Source organism: Verrucomicrobiia bacterium (assembly GCA_019634635.1).
Lineage (GTDB): Bacteria > Verrucomicrobiota > Verrucomicrobiia > Limisphaerales > UBA9464 > UBA9464.
This window is the reverse complement of record JAHCBB010000044.1, coordinates 1-15,059: the sequence shown is the minus strand read 5'-3', so window position 1 is coordinate 15,059 and position 15,059 is coordinate 1. Positions and strand designations below refer to the sequence as shown.

The following is a 15,059-nucleotide window of genomic DNA, read 5'->3' as shown; positions in this document are numbered from 1 at the left end:
GATTTTCACGCGAAGGGATCCCGGGCTGGCTCGTTTCTTCCCGGACGTTCAATGGGTTCGTCCCATGTCCCTGCACTGGCAAGGAAGTCATCGGACCAGGTATTGACCACCGGCTCGATGACGATGGATTTACCCTCCCAGCGTTCACGAACACGGGTGCCACGGGGCAGGCGACAGTCGCCAACCAGGCGAACAGCGAGGCTGTTGCCAACTTTGAAAACCACGGTTTCGCTGCTCACAACAATAGGATATCCACATGGGATATCCATTCAAGCCCAGATAACGGGAACCCACGCTTTCGAACCAGGGGCGGGCCCCTGGGGCGGTACGGGTTGGATGCAGACAGGCCAGAATCCTTCTGCTGCTCGGGCTTCGGTCGGTGACCGTGGCGGTCGAGCACACCGAGGAGGGTGCGGAAGGAGAATTGCTGGTCGACGGTCGGGCCGACGGTGATCCGGACAGCACGGTCGCACTTTCGTTGGGCGAAACCGGCGTCTCGGGCACTGTGAATCTGGGTGGCGGGGGACACTTCCACCTCACCTCCCGCGGCGATTCGGTCGAGGTCCGGAAGTCCCTGGCGCTTCCTCCCGGCGGTTGTGCAACGGATTTGTTTCCGGTGGCCGCGGTCCCGTCGGGCTCGACGGCCCACCGAATTGCCCGGTCCGGGACGACCCCGCTCCTTCCCGCCGCCGATACGCTGCCTGATCCGACCGTCATCGATGTCCTGTTCCTCTACACCCCCCTGGCGATCTCCGGCGCCGGTTCGGAAGTTCGGCTCCAGCAAAAACTCCTCGAATCCATCGAAACCACCCATCGGATTTACACGAACAGCGGGATCAACGTGCGACTGAACCCGATCCGCATGGAACTGATCAACTACACCGAGTCCGGTTCGACGGTTCGGTATTGGTGGCCGGGGAGTTTTCGCGGGTCGGCGGACAGAAGCGTTCCATGCTGGTGCGATTGAAGGCGGACGGTTCGCTCGACGAACGTTTCGGCCAGAACCTGCGTTTCGACGGCAGGCTGCTCGACCTTGCAGTCCAGACCGATCGAAAAATCGTGGTCGTCGGGACCTTCGGGCACGTCAACGGCGAGCCGCATACCGCCCTCGTCCGCCTTGATTCCGACGGCACTGTGGATGTCACCTTTAAACCGGACGGCGGCGTCACCAGCAGCGGTGGGGTCGTCATCTGGGCGGTCGCCGTGCAGCGGGACGGCAAGATCATGATCGGCGGTTCGTTTGAGAAAGTGGACGGCAAAACGTCACCCAATTTCGCACGTCTGAATGCGGACGGAACCTTCGACACTACGTCCCGGATGCGAGGCGGCGTCGTCGGTCCAGTCGTAGCCATTCACGCGCTTCCTGATGGCCGCACACTTCTTGGAGGCGATTTCGTCACGGTCGGCGGACGGGCCATCCGGCGGGTGGCCCGGTTGAACCCAGATGGTTCCAATGACACGAGCTTCCGTTCCCCCAATCCCAACGCCCAGGTTTGGCAAATGGTCCCCCTGCCGGATGGTCGCAGCATGATTAGCGGCGACTTCACGCAGGTGGGCGGCAAACCCCGCCGGTTCCTGGCCCTGCTGGAACGCGACGGCTCGCTGGCTCCGGAGTTCGACACTGGCCTCGGTCTCGACTCACCTCTCAGCCGCCGCGGCATCGCCGTCGATCCACGGGGCTCTGCCTGGCTCTTCGGCAGTGGTGGCCGGTTCAACGGCGAACCCGTCGGAAATGTCGCTCAGATCCGCTTGGGCCCGCTGGCGCCGGTCGTGGCCAGCGCCCGGATCGAATCGGGCCAGTGGCAGGCCACCGTCCATGGGATTCTCGGCGGAGTATATCCCGTCGAATCCAGCCCAGACCTTTCACACTGGCACGCCGAAGGGGAAGTGCGCCTCGACGGAAACTCCACCACGACGGAACTCGTGCGCCCTGCAGCTCCGGGATCGGAGTTCTTCCGTCTCGGATCACCTCAGCCCTGAGAACAGATTCCGGTTCGAGTGAATCGGTCGGCGGGCCGCGAGCGCGAAACGTGTGTGCGCTCCGGCCCGCCGCTACTTTGGGCTATTGTGGCGGCCAGCAACTGTTGGAGGCCCAATCCCTCCGCCCGATCCAGACGTTCGACACGTTGAAGGGCACGAGCCACGGTTCCGCCTTCTGGCCCGATGGATCGCGCCTCCTCCTGTCCAATTGCCGGATCTTGGACCCCGTTTCCGGACGTCTGCTACTGGATCTGGAGTCCCCGTTTGGCCTCGGTCACCGCCCGGCAGTCTCGCCCGATGGCAGTCAACTTCTGTTGGTTTCCGATTCCATCCAAGCGCCGCGGATCAGCATCTGGCGCGCACCATCCTGGGAGGAAATCCGTCGGGAAAAAGATGCTGCGAGGAAATGAGGAGGGGTTGGCGATTTCCGAGAAAAAATTCTCTGTGACCCCGGTCCACCGATTCCGAAGCAATGGGTGTGATGAACCCGATTCTCTTGGTGATCCGGCGAAGCAGACTGCATCAAATCTTCGCTCGGTGGTGCTTGTTGTTCCCATTCATACTGCTGGCCTGGAGGAGTCCCGCGGCGGGTTCGGATTGGGCGGACGGTTGGACCCGCTGCCCCTCACCGAGTGCGAATTGGCTGTGTCTCGATGTCTCCTCCAACGCCTCGGTCATCGCCGCCATTGGCTGGGTCGAGGATGAGGAATCCGGTCTTTCCAGGGCGGCCTCGGCTGTCTCCGGGGACTTCGGCAAGTCCTGGCGTTTGATGTCCTCGCTGCCAGAGGAGGTGTCGTGGCAGACGAGGTTTGTCCTCTCCGGCGATGGCAGCTTCATGGCCCTGGCCGGCGCCCAGTGGTCCGTGAGGCCCGACGGAAACTCGGTCAGCGTGCCATTGCTGGTCACCTCGGATAATCACGGCATGACCTGGAATCGTTGCGAATTGCCGCCTGAAATCGTCCCGGAATGGGTTCCTGGGAATCCTTGGGATCCAGTGATCACAGACATCGCCCTCTCCCAGGATGGACGCCAAATATTCTTGGCCGTGGCGGGGGTTGCCTGCCTGAGTCAGGATCACGGCCAAACTTGGAAGGTGGTCGTCCTCTGGGATGAAGGATGGATATCCCATGTCGCAGTGTCAGCCGATGGAGATACCTTGGTCGTTGGCGCCGAAGGCACCGATGACGGGGGGAATCCCGTCGTGCGACTGCTTCTTTCGACGGATTCCGCCTCCACCTGGAGCCGATTGACTGGGCATGGAGTGGGCGCGTCGCGTTCCCTGAACCTCGTCGCATCCGGCGACAGAGGACTGCGCATCGTGGTGGCGCTGGAAGACTCCTTGCTGGTGTCTGAAGACCAAGGCCAAAGCTGGCAGAGTCAGGACTTGAACCACGTGCCCAGCGCGTTCGCCTTCGGCCCAGGTGGAATTCAAGTCCTGTCGGCGCCGGCATTCAACAGGCCCTGGCCCGGAATCTGGACGCCCAGCCCCATTTCCTTCAGCGCCGATTCTGGCGCCACCTGGCAGGATGCCGACTTGGGCTGGGTTGAACTGGTGGCGATGTCCCAGAATGGCTCAGTGCAGGTCGCTGCCCCCGACTACGGTGTGATCCACATCAACGGGGTGGTCTATCCGCCAACCATCCTGGACACCCGCCGGGAGGGCGACCTTGGACTGGACGGTGACCGCTCGGTGACGCTGGGAGTCGAGGCCACCGGCGGCCGTTTGATTTACCAGTGGCGACGGGATGGCACCCCGCTGGCCGACGGCCCAAGCCGTTCCGGCACGAAAAGCTCGGAATTGAAGCTCAACTCGGCATCCCAGGCGGACCTCGGCACCTACTCGGTGGTCGTGTCCAATGCCGAAGGCTCCGTCGAACAGGAGGTATTCACCCTGAAGCTCGACGCCCCAACCTTAAGCGATATGGTCCAAACAGGTTCCACGGCCCTGGTGGATGGCGCGCCGGTCTCCTTTGGCGTGACGGCCAGCGGTGGACTTCTGTCCTTTCAGTGGCGGAAGAATGGCGTGGATCTCACCGATGCACCGGGCCGGGCCGGCAGCCGTTCCCGGGAACTGAAACTGGACTCCACCTCCGTCGCTGATCTGGGGACCTACAGCGTCGTCGTATCCAACGCGAGCGGTTTGGTCACCGCCGATGTCGGCGAACTGAAGCTCACCCTGCCCAGATTGGTTGCCGCCCAGCCGCCAAGCGGTTCAGCCGTGGTGCCGGGAGCAAGCACCCATCTTCAGATCCAGGTTGAAGGCGGTGAAATTGAGGTCGAATGGCTTCTCAACGGCGTCCCTTTGAACCGATCCGGAACATGGTCGGGACCGGGAGTCCATTGGATCGAGTTGACCAACATCCAGACCGCCGACGTCGGCGAATACTCCGCCCGCCTGCGCAACCCTTCCGGCGAGGTGGTGGTCAAGGTCGCGCAAGTGAGTCAGGCGAGTTGGCAACGGGCCGACCTTCCTGCGGCGGCTTGGAACTCCGTCGCAATGTCCGCCTCGGGGGACCGGATCCTGGTCAGTTCACCCGATCGGGTTATGGCATCTCTCGAAGGGCGCACCTGGGCGCCGTTGTCCGCACCCGGAACGGACTGGACCTGCGTGGGGCTCGGTGCGGAGTCCGCCACCGTCATCCTTGGACAGGGAACCTCACTGCTCGACTCGTTACAACCCACCTCCGGCAGTCTTTCAGCAGATTTCGGTGAAACATGGCGGTCGTGGATCGACCCCGGTGACCTTGTCGGGAAAGGCATCTGGCGAACCAAGGCCGTCGCCTGTTCCGCCGACAGCCAGACGCTGCTCATCAGCCAGGACAATACGACCTACATTGGTCGTCCCCCATTCCCCGTGCTGCCCATGCCGGAGAGTCGCCTCCGTATCTCCCATGACGGTGGACAAACCTGGAATACGGCCAATGCCGATGAGCAGGCTGATCTCTGGAGGAGTGTTTCCATCTCCAGTGATGCTCGGGTCATGGCTGCCGTCAGACAACGATTCTACGCTCCAGCTCCCTGGCAGTTCCTGATCCATGTTTCGACGAACTTCGGGGTCCATTGGCAGTCGGTTATACTCCCGGAGGCGGCCGTCCGTGCGGTCGCTGTGTCCGGCGATGGCCGGCGAGTGGTCGCCCTTGTTGGTGATGGCCTGTACGCCTGCGATCCCACCGTTCTGGACTGGAGGCGCATCAACGCACCTCCTGCGAACTGGGTGGCCTTGGCCCTCTCCCACGACGGTCGGCGGATCTTCGCCGCAGACTACGGCTCCCCCACTTCAGGAGGGACAGTGCATCAGTCCAACGACGGAGGCCAAACGTGGCGCTGGTCTGGCTCGCCTTCTGCGAACTGGACCGCGATCGCCTGTTCCGCGGATGGGGAACGGGTCGTCGGAGCTTCATCTCAGGGTCTCTTCCTCGCACCCGGAATGGCGACCTCCGTTGTCGCCGCCGTTCCCTTGCCAGCCACCAGCAACACCTCGGGCCTCCGCTTCGCCTGGCAGGGGACTCCGCACCGGACCTATCACCTGCTCTCCACCCATGGCCTGGATGGCCAGGCGTGGCAGAGCGCTGGCGCCGCAGTCGCGGACCCTGAGGGCCGCGTCTCCATCATAGATAGGGCGGATGCCTCCCAACGCTTTTGGCAGGCGGTGGAGGTGCCGTGAGCGTCGCGGATGACGGATGCGACTGAGAACGAAACGTCTCTCCTGCGCTGAACGCCGCCGCCCCTCAACGCGCTCCTGTCGGCTTGGGATCGGTGGCAGACTCTGAGCGCGAAGTGTGTGTGCCATCCTGCCCGCCGTTTCTGCGCTGGCAGCGCGGGAAGACCCCCCCGAAAATTCTGCGAATCCTTTTCAAGGAGATGCGGTGAGCAAGGGGTGAATGAATTCATCCCTCTTCCGACCGAACGTGGGGTCGGGGTGTCGTCACCCTGATCTTCCCCAATGGGCAGAGATTCCCTGTGACCCCGGTCCACCGATTCCGAAGCAGAAGGGTGTGATCAACCCGTGCATTTCGATTCCCCCTGAGAGCGGGACCGGACGGCGGACCGGCGGCGCCTGGCATCGGTGGCATCCCGGTCTGCCGGCCGCGTCCCTGCCCGCTGGAAAACACCTTCGGCCCGGTCCCGCCGGCCAAGGGTTCGCCCGCACCGGCTTCACCCTGATCGAACTGCTGGTGGTGATTGCCATCATTGCCATCCTGGCCGGGCTGCTGTTGCCGGCCCTCGCCAAGGCGAAGCACAAGGCCTACGGCGTCCGCTGCCTCTCCAATGAGCGGCAGCTCGGCCTCGGCTTTGGCATGTATCTGCCGGACAACAACGACCGGCTGCCCTTCTCGCCCAGCGGCTATCCCAACATCGCGTTCGTGGACTTCTACCGCCTGATGGTGCCTTACCTGCCGACCAACGGCACCTTTTACCGCTGCCCGCTCGACAAGGGGCCGATGAACGTCCTGTTCGCCAAGGCGTTCAACGTGCCGACCAACCGGCTGCCCGTCCTGGCCTCCTATTGGTATGCCCCCGGACTCTCCCACCAGTCCACGCCGTCCAGCTACACCCCAAGGCAGTACTCCATGTCTGCGGTCAGCTATTCGTCGCAGAAGATGTTCGGTATCTGCCTCGCCATCGGTGGCAAGAAGGACATCAACGGCATCTTCATCAATCCAGAAGCCCACAGCCCGGTGGGCGTGAACCTGCTGTTCGGGGACGGCCATTGCGGATTCGTGCTCACCCGGAAGATCCGGACCGAGCCCCAGGCGTATCAGGGCGCCTTGGACTGGTCTTCCCCCGGCTGGCGCGATGTGGAGTGAGCGCACAAACGGATTGCGCAATTCGGCTCGGGTTCGACGACGCTTCGCCCTGGATGCCCGTGAGGGCTCGAGCCCAGCCGCCTCGGCGCCGATCCTCGCCGCGGCGGGGAAATGAGCAGGGGTTGGTGAATTCCAAAAAAGCTCGGTGACCCTCATCCACCGATTCCGAAGCAGCGGGTGGAATGAGAATCCCACTGCTTGATCTGACCTTCCGTGCACAGCGCCGGCTGCTCCTGTTCACCGCGCTGACGGCGCTGACTTGTCTGCCCGGCCCGATCAGGGCGGAAGGGGTGGTGAAGCAGTTGAATCTGCCGAGATTGCTAGTCCCCAGCGATACAGTCGCTCCCCGAACGAGTCCGATCGGGTTGCGCACCGCCCGACTCCCGGCCAGCCGGTTCAAACTCAATCCGGACCTGAACGCCCGGGCGGCCGACTGGCTTCAGCCCGGACGCCAGGTGCGGCTCGACCTGCTGGACCACCAGGACATCACCCTCGCCGTCGAGTCGGTGGAACCCACCGCGACCGGCGGCAGGGTGATCCACGGGCGGGCAACCTCCGATGACGCCAGCAGCGTTACGCTCGTGCTGGAGGATCACAGTCTCACCGGCTTTGTGCGTCTCACCGGCCTGGGCGCGTTCCGGGTCGCTCCGCTGGGCGATGGCGAGGTGCTGGAGATCTCCCAGGTGGACGCCCGGAGCCATGCCTTCTGCGGCACCGTTCCGCAGCCAGTGCCGGAAACGGAATCCTCCAGTGGCATCGCCCGCGCCGGAGGGGTTCGCCAGTCCGTGGACCTGCCGCCGGCCGATACGTTGTCCGAACCGGTCGTGATTGACGTGATGTTCCTCTACAGCCCGCAGACCGTCATCGGCGAGGGCAACGAGGAAGGCGTTCGGCAGCGAATTCTGGCGTCGGTGGACGAGACGAACTACCGCCTGACCAACAGCCTCATCAACGTCCGCATCCACCCCGTTTTCATCGGCCTCTACAACGCGTTTGAGACGGGTGACCTGCCGCGGGACAACTACCGCCTGGCCAATGGTGTGGACGGCATGGAGCGGGTGCCGCAGTTGCGCAATGACTACAAGGCGGACCTCGTTGTCTTGCTCACCGAATTGGAAAACCAGGGCATTGCTGGCCAGGCGTGGGATCTGACCCCACCCCAAGGGAACGAGGCCACGGGCTTTTCCGTGATCCTTCGGATAGCCATGGGAAAGGGTTCCCCGCTGCTGGCGCACGAGCTTGGGCACCTGCTGGGCTGCGACCATGACCGGGAACACGCGGCTCTGGATGATCCCAGGAATGCCGCCTTCTACGCCGCGAGGAAACCCTACATTTTCGGCCACCGCTTGGAGGTGGAGGGAGTGACCTACATTGACGTCATGTCCTACGAACCCGGCATCTTCGTCCCCTATTACGGCAATCCCCGGCTCCAACTGGATGGCGTGCCGCTGGGCGTCCCAGCCGGGGCCGAACGCCCGTCGGACGGCGCCCGCACCATCAACGAAACCGCGCCCTACGTCGCCCTCTACCGCACGGCGCGCAGCCGCATTGGGTTCGCCTCACCGCGCTTCGTTGCCGCCGAGCAGGACGGTTCAGTCACCGTGCGGCTGGTGCGCACCGGCGACTTGGATACCAGCACGCTGGTCACGGTGACCTTCGACGCCACCAGTCCGGCCAAGGCTGGCCAGGACTACACCCGGCCGGCCTCCACGCTGGTCAGCTTCGCCACGAACCAGGCCACGGCCGAACTGGTGATTCCGTTGATTCAGGATGACGTGGCCGAGGGAGAGGAAACACTCCGATTGGGCCTCACTTCGGTGCAGGGCGACCACGGCATTGCCGGGCAGGGAACCACGGAGGTCGTCATCCTGGACGCCAGCACGCCACCCGCCTACTCGCAGATTGAATTCCCCGACGGCCCGCTCGCCGTCACCGAATCGGTCGCCGAAGCCCGGGTTCGGGTGAACTTCGCCGGGCCCCTCAGCGACGGCGAATTGGTCCTTCCCTATCGCACCGTGGACGGCACCGCGACCGCCGGAACGGACTATCAGCCGGTGAGTGGCACGCTCACCAACCCCGCCGGGGAAACCTCGTGGGAAATCGCCGTCCCGATCCTGCCGCAACCCGCGGCCGGCCCCGACCGGAGCTTTTTCGTCGTGGTCGGCACGCGCACGAACACCGTGCGGATTCTGGACGGCCAACGGGTGGGGGCGTTGCTCGGCAATCCCGGTCTCCAACTCGATCCCGATGGCGATCTCAACGCCCGGATCCGCGGCGACGGAAAACTGCTCGTCTGGGGCAGCTTCTCCCGCTTGGGCGGCCATGAACGCACCGGCATCGCTCAACTCAACGCCGACGGCACGGTGGACGAGTCGTTTCAACCGCCGGAGATTCTGCTGGGGCACCGCCGCCTGGCCGGTCTCGGGGCGGCGCTCGTGAGTTTCAACGCCAACGCCAACATGGCCTTGGTCGGCGTCCAGCCTGACGGAAAACTGCTGTTGGCCGGCTCATTTTCGCGGGTCAACGGCCAGCCCCGCACCACGATGCTCCGGTTGCTGCCGGACGGACAGGTGGATGAGTCGTTCGGTCCGGGCCTCCGCTTCGACGGAGCGGTCATCAGCCTCGTCATCCAACCGGACGGACGGATCGTGGTCGGAGGCACGTTCGAGCGCATCAACGGTGAGCGGCGTCCCTTCATCGCCCGGTTGCTGCCCGACGGGAGCGTGGACCCCAGCTTCCAGCCCAACGGCGGGCCGACGAGCGACTGGACCGTGATCATCCAGACCTTTGCGCTCCAGGCGGACAGAAAGATCCTGCTGGGCGGTTACTTCAAGCAGGTGGATGGCCAGCCAATGCTCAACCTGGCGCGGTTGAACCCGGACGGAACCTTCGACCCCACCTTCAAGCTGAGAACCGGCGCCGCCGGTCCGGTGTGGCGCATCCGGCAGCAGCCCGATGGCAAGATCGTGGTGGGCGGGGTCTTTGACGCGCTGGGCGGCCGTGCTTCGAAGAAGCTGGCCCGGCTCAACGCCGACGGTTCGAACGACCTGACCTTCCGCCCGCCCAACCCCAACGCTGATGTGACCGACTTCGTCTGCCTGCCGGATGGACGCCTGCTGGTGAGCGGTCGCTTTACCACCATCGCCAGTCAGAACCGGCGCTTCTTGACCCTGCTGAACGCGGACGGGACCCTGGACTCGAGCTTCGATCTCGGGACCGGGCCGGATCGATTTCTGGGAAGAGACGCCGGACCGGGCTCCGAAGCGACCCCGTTGCTCGCCGACGGAACACTTTATCTTTCGGGTCCGTTCCGACGCGTCAACAGCCTCTCAGCACCCAGTCTCGTCCGGCTGAATCTGGGTCCCCTGGCTCCGGCCCTGCGGGACTCGACATTGGCCGCGAACCAACTGGCCGCCATCGTCCACGGCCTTCCGGGCGGCGTGTATCCGGTCGAAGCGAGCGGTGATCTCGAGCATTGGGAGCCGGCGGGTGAAGTCCGGCTGGAGGGCTACGACACCCAGACTCAATTCACGGCTCCGACCGGGGAAGGTTCACGCTTCTTCCGCCTGACGCCTCACGGTCAGCAGCCCGGCGGTGTTCCCGTCATTCTCCCGGCCCGTGTGAATCGGGCGGCGGACCGCGAGCGCGAACCGTGAGTGCGCTCCGGCCCGCCGTTTCCCTTTGGGTTGGGCGCGGGAAACGAATTCTCAATTATCCGCGAATCCCTTTCCCGGAAGTGCGGTGGGCAACGGGTGCATGAACTCATTACGTTCGCTTCCCGCCCGGTTGCCCCGGGGATTCTTTCACCGGGGACTCGGCGTCGCACTGGTCGTCATCGCCTGGGCCTCAACCGGGGCGCTCCCAGCACACGCCGGGTCCGATTCCGAACCCCGCCCGGCGCTCCTTCTGCCGGTCCAGTCGGACTCATCGCCAGCGACAGCCAGCGGATGGAGGCGAACCCCGTCACGATCCCGGACCGCACGCCTGAACCCGCAGCTGCCGACCCGGGCGGCCGAATGGTTTCAGCCCGGACGCCAGGTGCGACTCGACCTGCTGGATAACCAGGACATCACCCTCGCCGTCGAGTCGGTGGAACCCACTGTGACCGGCGGCTGGGTGGTCCGCGGGCGCGCGACGTCCGATGAGGCCAGCTGTGTCACCCTGACGCTGGAGGGACGGAGTCTCACCGGCTTCCTGCGCCTCACCGGCCTGGGCGCGTTCCGGGTCGCTCCGCTGGGCGATGGCGAGGTGCTGGAGATCTCCCAGGTCGACTCCCGAGCCCATGCCTTCTGCGGCACCGTTCCGCAACCGGTGCCGGATGCGGAACCTGCCGGAATCGGCACCCGCGCCAGGGCGGGCCTTCAAGCCGCCGGGTTGCCGCCGGCCGACACCCTCCCCGAGCCCACCGTGGTGGACGTGATGTTCCTCTACACGCCTCAGGCCATGATCGGCGAGGGCAACGAGGAAGGCATCCGGCAGCGCATCTTGGAATCGGTGGACGAGATGAACCACCGCCTGACCAACAGCCTCATCAATGTCCGCATCCACCCCGTCTTCATCGGGCTCTACAACACGTTTGAGACCGGCGACCTGCCGCGGGACAACTACCGCCTGGCCAATGGTGTGGACGGCATGGAGCGGGTGCCGCAGTTGCGCAATGACTACAAGGCCGATCTCGTGTGCCTGCTCACCGAGCTGGAAAACCAGGGAATCGGGGGTCAGGCGTGGGACTTCACACCGCCCCTGGGGAACCAGGCAACAGGCTTTACGGTGATTCGCCGGATGTTCACCGGGAAGGGTTCCGTGGTTTTGGCACACGAGCTCGGGCACCTGTTCGGCTGTGCACACGATCGGGAACACGCAGGCCTGGATCTGCCGGAGAACACGGCCTTCTACGCCGCCAGGAAGCCCTACATTTTCGGCCACCGCTTTGAAGTGGAGGGAGTGACGTACACCGACGTCATGTCCTACGAACCCGGCATCTACGTCCCCCATTTCGGCAACCCCCGGCTCCAACTGGATGGCGTGCCGATGGGGGTTCCTGCCGAGGCCGAACGCCCGTCGGACGGCGCCCGCACCATCAACGAGATCGCCCCCTACGTCGCCCTTTACCGCACGGCGCGCAGCCGCGTCGGGTTTGCCCAGCCGCGCTTCGTCGCCGCCGAGCAGGATGGTGCAGTCACGGTGCGGCTCGTGCGCACCGGGGATCTGGATACCAGCACCCGGGTCACGGTGACCTTCGACGCCACCAGTCCGGCCAAGGCTGGCCAGGACTACACCCGGCCGGCTTCCACGATGGTGAGTTTCGCCACGAACCAGGCCACGGCCGAGCTGGTGATTCCGTTGCTGCAGGACGACGTCGTCGAAGGGGAAGAAACGCTCCGCCTGGGTCTCTCTTCAGTGCTGGGCGACCACGGCATTGCCGGACAGGGCACCACGGAAGTCGTGATCCTGGATGCCAGCACGCCGTCCAGCTACGGGCAGATCGACTTCCCCGACGGCCCGCTCGCCGTGACCGAATTGGCCGCCGAAGCCCGGATCCGAGTGAATTACACCGGATCCATCGGAGCGGGTGAATTGGTTCTTCCCTATCGCACCGTGGACGGCACAGCGACGGCTGGAACGGATTATCAGCCTGTGAGTGGCCTGCTCACCAATACGGCCGGGGCCACTTCATGGGAGATTGCCATTCCAATCCTGCCACAGCCCGCGGCCGGCCCCGATCGGAGCTTTTCCCTCGTCGTCGGCACGCGCACGAACACGGTGCGCATCCTGGACGGACAAAGAGTGGGAGCTGTGCTCGATAATCCCGGTCGCGAGCTTGCACAGAATGGCAACCTCAACGCCCGGATCCGCAGTGACGGAAAACTGCTCGTCTGGGGGGACTTTTCCCACCTGGCGGGAGTCGAGCGCACTGGCATTGCTCTGCTCAACGCGGACGGCACCGTGGACGAGGCATTTCGACCGCCGGAGATGCTGCTCGGACATCGCCGCATGGCTGGTTTGACCGCGGGCCCCACCAGCATCAGCTCCAATGCCGTCATCTCCTCGGTCGAGATCCAATCCGATGGCAAGCTGTTGTTGGTGGGAGCGTTTTCCCGGGTCAATGGCCAGCCCCGCAACACGATGGTCCGATTGCAACCAGATGGGCGGGTGGATGAATCGTTCGGGTCCAACCTCCACTTCGACGGAGCGGTCTTCAGCCTCGTCATCCAACCCGACGGGCGCATTGTGCTTGGAGGCTTCTTCAAGCACATCAATGGGGAACGGCGTCCCTTCATCGCCCGCTTGTTGCCCGACGGCAGCGTGGACACCAGCTTCCAACCCAACGGCGGCCCCACGAGCGACTGGGTCGTCATGATCAGGACCCTGGCGCTCCAAGCGGACGGAAAGATTCTGATGGGCGGCTACTTCAAGCAGGTGGATGGCCAGCCCATGCTCAACCTCGCGCGGTTGAACCCGGACGGAACGTTCGACCCGACCTTCAAGCTGAGGACCGGCGCCGCCGGTCCGGTGTGGCGCATCCGCCAGCAGCCCGACGGCAAGATCGTGGTGGGCGGGGTCTTTGATACGCTGGGCGGCCGTGCTTCGAAGAAGCTGGCCCGGCTCAACGCCGACGGCTCCAACGACCTGACGTTTCGTTCGCCCACTCCCAACGCCGATGTGAACGACTTCGTCTGCCTGCCGGATGGACGCCTGCTGGTGAGCGGCAATTTCACCACCATCGCCGGTCAGAATCGGCGCTTCGTCACCCTGCTGAACGCGGACGGAACACTGGACTCCGGCTTCGATCTCGGAACCGGCCCGGCTCGCTTTCTGGGAAACGACGCCGGACTGGGCTCCGAAGCGACCCCGGTACTCGCGGACGGGACGCTCTATCTCTCGGGGCCGTTCCAGCATGTCAATGGCCTGTCAGCCCCCAGCCTCGTCCGGCTGAATCTCGGCTCCCTGGCTCCGGCCCTACGGGACTCGACATTGGCCGCGAACCAACTGGCCGCCACCGTCCATGGCCTGCCGGGAGGTGTGTATCCAGTCGAAGCCAGTGCCGATCTTGAGCACTGGGAACAGGCCGGCGAAGTCCGACTGGAAGGCTACGACACCTGGACTCCATTCACCGCCCCAACCGGAGAGGGTTCGCGGTTCTTCCGTGTGAAGTCTCCGGGCCAGTAGCGCGGCAGGCCGGCGCAGGTTCCTGCGTCTTCCCGGCCCGCCGGTCAGTCTCACCAGGGCACCCGCATTCCCTCGGCCTTCGCGAGCAGTTTTTGATTGGCGTCGAAGGTGAGGAACTCCGCTACGCCCAGGTGCAGTGCGGTCGCAACATGAAGGAGGTCTGCCAGGCGATGGCCGTTTTGCTCGGTGTACTTCGCGCTCAGGTGTTCTGCAAGTTGATGCACCTCCGCCCAATCCGCCGCCGCCACCGCAATCACTTTCGTCGCCAGATCGGACTGCAAATCACGGAGCATCAAGTTCGCCTCGTGTTTGGGGAAGCCCTTGGTCTTATCCCGGGCATGGAGCCGCGATTGGAGTCGAACCGACTGACGGAACTCAAGCAGCAGCAAGCTCGTGACGGGCAACGGGCCGGAGCAGGCGGCCATGAAGGCGTCTGCCTTGGCTGAATGGACCTGTGTCCGGTAAACCGAACAAAGAAACGAAGTATCCGGGAAGGAATTCATCCTTCTTCTCCTTCGAGCTCGTATTCACGCATCGTTTTGACCTCGGCCTCGCTGAACATCCGGTCGCCCCAGATCGCCCTCCGTCGCGCCGCGAAGTCGGGCTTCTTCACGTCCTGGCTTCGTGTCCGCGTCAGGGCGGTGAGCATCGCCACAGGCTCGCCCCGTTTCTCGATGCAGACCTGCTCGCCATTGCTGAGCCAGGCTTCGAGCTTGGCGAAGTTGTTCCTCAGATCACGCACGGTGGCCGTTTTCATGCGGACATCCTGCGTCCACATCGCGCCAACGTCAACCTCCGCCTCGAACACCTGCGGGTTTCACGGCTCCGACCGGCGAAGGTTTACGGTTCTTCCGCCTGAAGCCTCCGGGCCATTAGCCCGGCAGCCCGGCGTAGGTTCCTGCGCCTTCCCGGCCCGTGTGGACCGGGCCTGGAGTTTGGACATTTCTGGACCCGCCTTGGGCAAATGTGAGGCGAGGGAAATCGACCCAACGCCAACGGCGTTGCGTCCCGGAGCCCAAGGTTGGCGCCCCGCGCCTACCTTGGGTCCACTCGCGATGGATCGCCAACCCCAACGGGGTTGCGCCCCATGGGAGGGCGAAT

General features: G+C 64.4%; 9 protein-coding genes. 6 read left to right on the top strand and 3 right to left on the bottom strand.

Annotated elements, in window-relative coordinates; all coding sequences use genetic code 11:
* Positions 1-5 precede the first annotated feature (5 nt).
* Positions 6-239, bottom strand: coding sequence for a hypothetical protein (locus KF791_19195; GenBank protein ID MBX3734707.1), 234 nt, complete (start codon positions 237-239; stop codon positions 6-8).
* A 140-nt stretch (positions 240-379) separates the two neighbouring features.
* Here KF791_19195 and KF791_19190 point away from each other — a divergent pair, with 140 nt between their 5' ends.
* The 6 genes from KF791_19190 to KF791_19165 all read left to right on the top strand — a co-directional run bounded on the left by KF791_19190 (position 380) and on the right by KF791_19165 (position 13,958).
* A complete protein-coding gene (locus KF791_19190; protein ID MBX3734706.1) occupies positions 380-967 on the top strand; it encodes a hypothetical protein in 588 nt (195 codons plus the stop codon).
* Positions 910-1,980, top strand: coding sequence for a delta-60 repeat domain-containing protein (locus KF791_19185; GenBank protein MBX3734705.1), 1,071 nt, complete (start codon positions 910-912; stop codon positions 1,978-1,980). Before KF791_19190 ends, KF791_19185 begins: the two co-directional genes overlap by 58 nt.
* 769 nt (positions 1,981-2,749) lie before the next feature.
* On the top strand, positions 2,750-5,644 hold the full coding sequence (locus tag KF791_19180; GenBank protein MBX3734704.1) for a hypothetical protein: 2,895 nt from the start codon (positions 2,750-2,752) through the stop codon (positions 5,642-5,644).
* A 217-nt stretch (positions 5,645-5,861) separates the two neighbouring features.
* Positions 5,862-6,788: a prepilin-type N-terminal cleavage/methylation domain-containing protein gene (locus KF791_19175; protein MBX3734703.1), complete on the top strand. Its 927-nt coding sequence runs from the start codon at positions 5,862-5,864 to the stop codon at positions 6,786-6,788.
* Positions 6,789-6,970: 182 nt separating this feature from the next.
* Positions 6,971-10,444, top strand: coding sequence for a hypothetical protein (locus tag KF791_19170; GenBank protein ID MBX3734702.1), 3,474 nt, complete (start codon positions 6,971-6,973; stop codon positions 10,442-10,444).
* A gap of 100 nt (positions 10,445-10,544) precedes the next feature.
* Positions 10,545-13,958 (top strand): hypothetical protein, encoded by a 3,414-nt coding sequence (locus tag KF791_19165; protein ID MBX3734701.1) that lies wholly within the window; start codon positions 10,545-10,547, stop codon positions 13,956-13,958.
* Between the two features lie 50 nt (positions 13,959-14,008).
* On the opposite strand, the gene KF791_19160 is transcribed toward KF791_19165, so the two are convergent.
* Together KF791_19160 and KF791_19155 are read right to left on the bottom strand one after the other, a co-directional pair.
* The gene (locus KF791_19160; protein ID MBX3734700.1) at positions 14,009-14,461 is read right to left on the bottom strand and encodes a PIN domain-containing protein; all 453 of its coding nucleotides are present in this window, start codon (positions 14,459-14,461) and stop codon (positions 14,009-14,011) included.
* Positions 14,458-14,715: a type II toxin-antitoxin system Phd/YefM family antitoxin gene (locus KF791_19155; protein MBX3734699.1), complete on the bottom strand. Its 258-nt coding sequence runs from the start codon at positions 14,713-14,715 to the stop codon at positions 14,458-14,460. Before KF791_19155 ends, KF791_19160 begins: the two co-directional genes overlap by 4 nt.
* Positions 14,716-15,059: the final 344 nt, after the last annotated feature.

Excerpts from the sequence above, each read along its gene's own strand:
- KF791_19180 (MBX3734704.1), top strand. The coding sequence starts at position 2,750 with ATGTCCTCGCTGCCAGAGGAGGTGTCGTGGCAGACGAGGTTTGTCCTC.
- KF791_19175 (MBX3734703.1), top strand. The coding sequence starts at position 5,862 with ATGAATTCATCCCTCTTCCGACCGAACGTGGGGTCGGGGTGTCGTCAC.
- KF791_19170 (MBX3734702.1), top strand. The coding sequence starts at position 6,971 with ATGAGAATCCCACTGCTTGATCTGACCTTCCGTGCACAGCGCCGGCTG.
- KF791_19165 (MBX3734701.1), top strand. The coding sequence starts at position 10,545 with ATGAACTCATTACGTTCGCTTCCCGCCCGGTTGCCCCGGGGATTCTTT.
- KF791_19160 (MBX3734700.1), bottom strand. The coding sequence starts at position 14,461 with ATGAATTCCTTCCCGGATACTTCGTTTCTTTGTTCGGTTTACCGGACA.
- KF791_19155 (MBX3734699.1), bottom strand. The coding sequence starts at position 14,715 with ATGAAAACGGCCACCGTGCGTGATCTGAGGAACAACTTCGCCAAGCTC.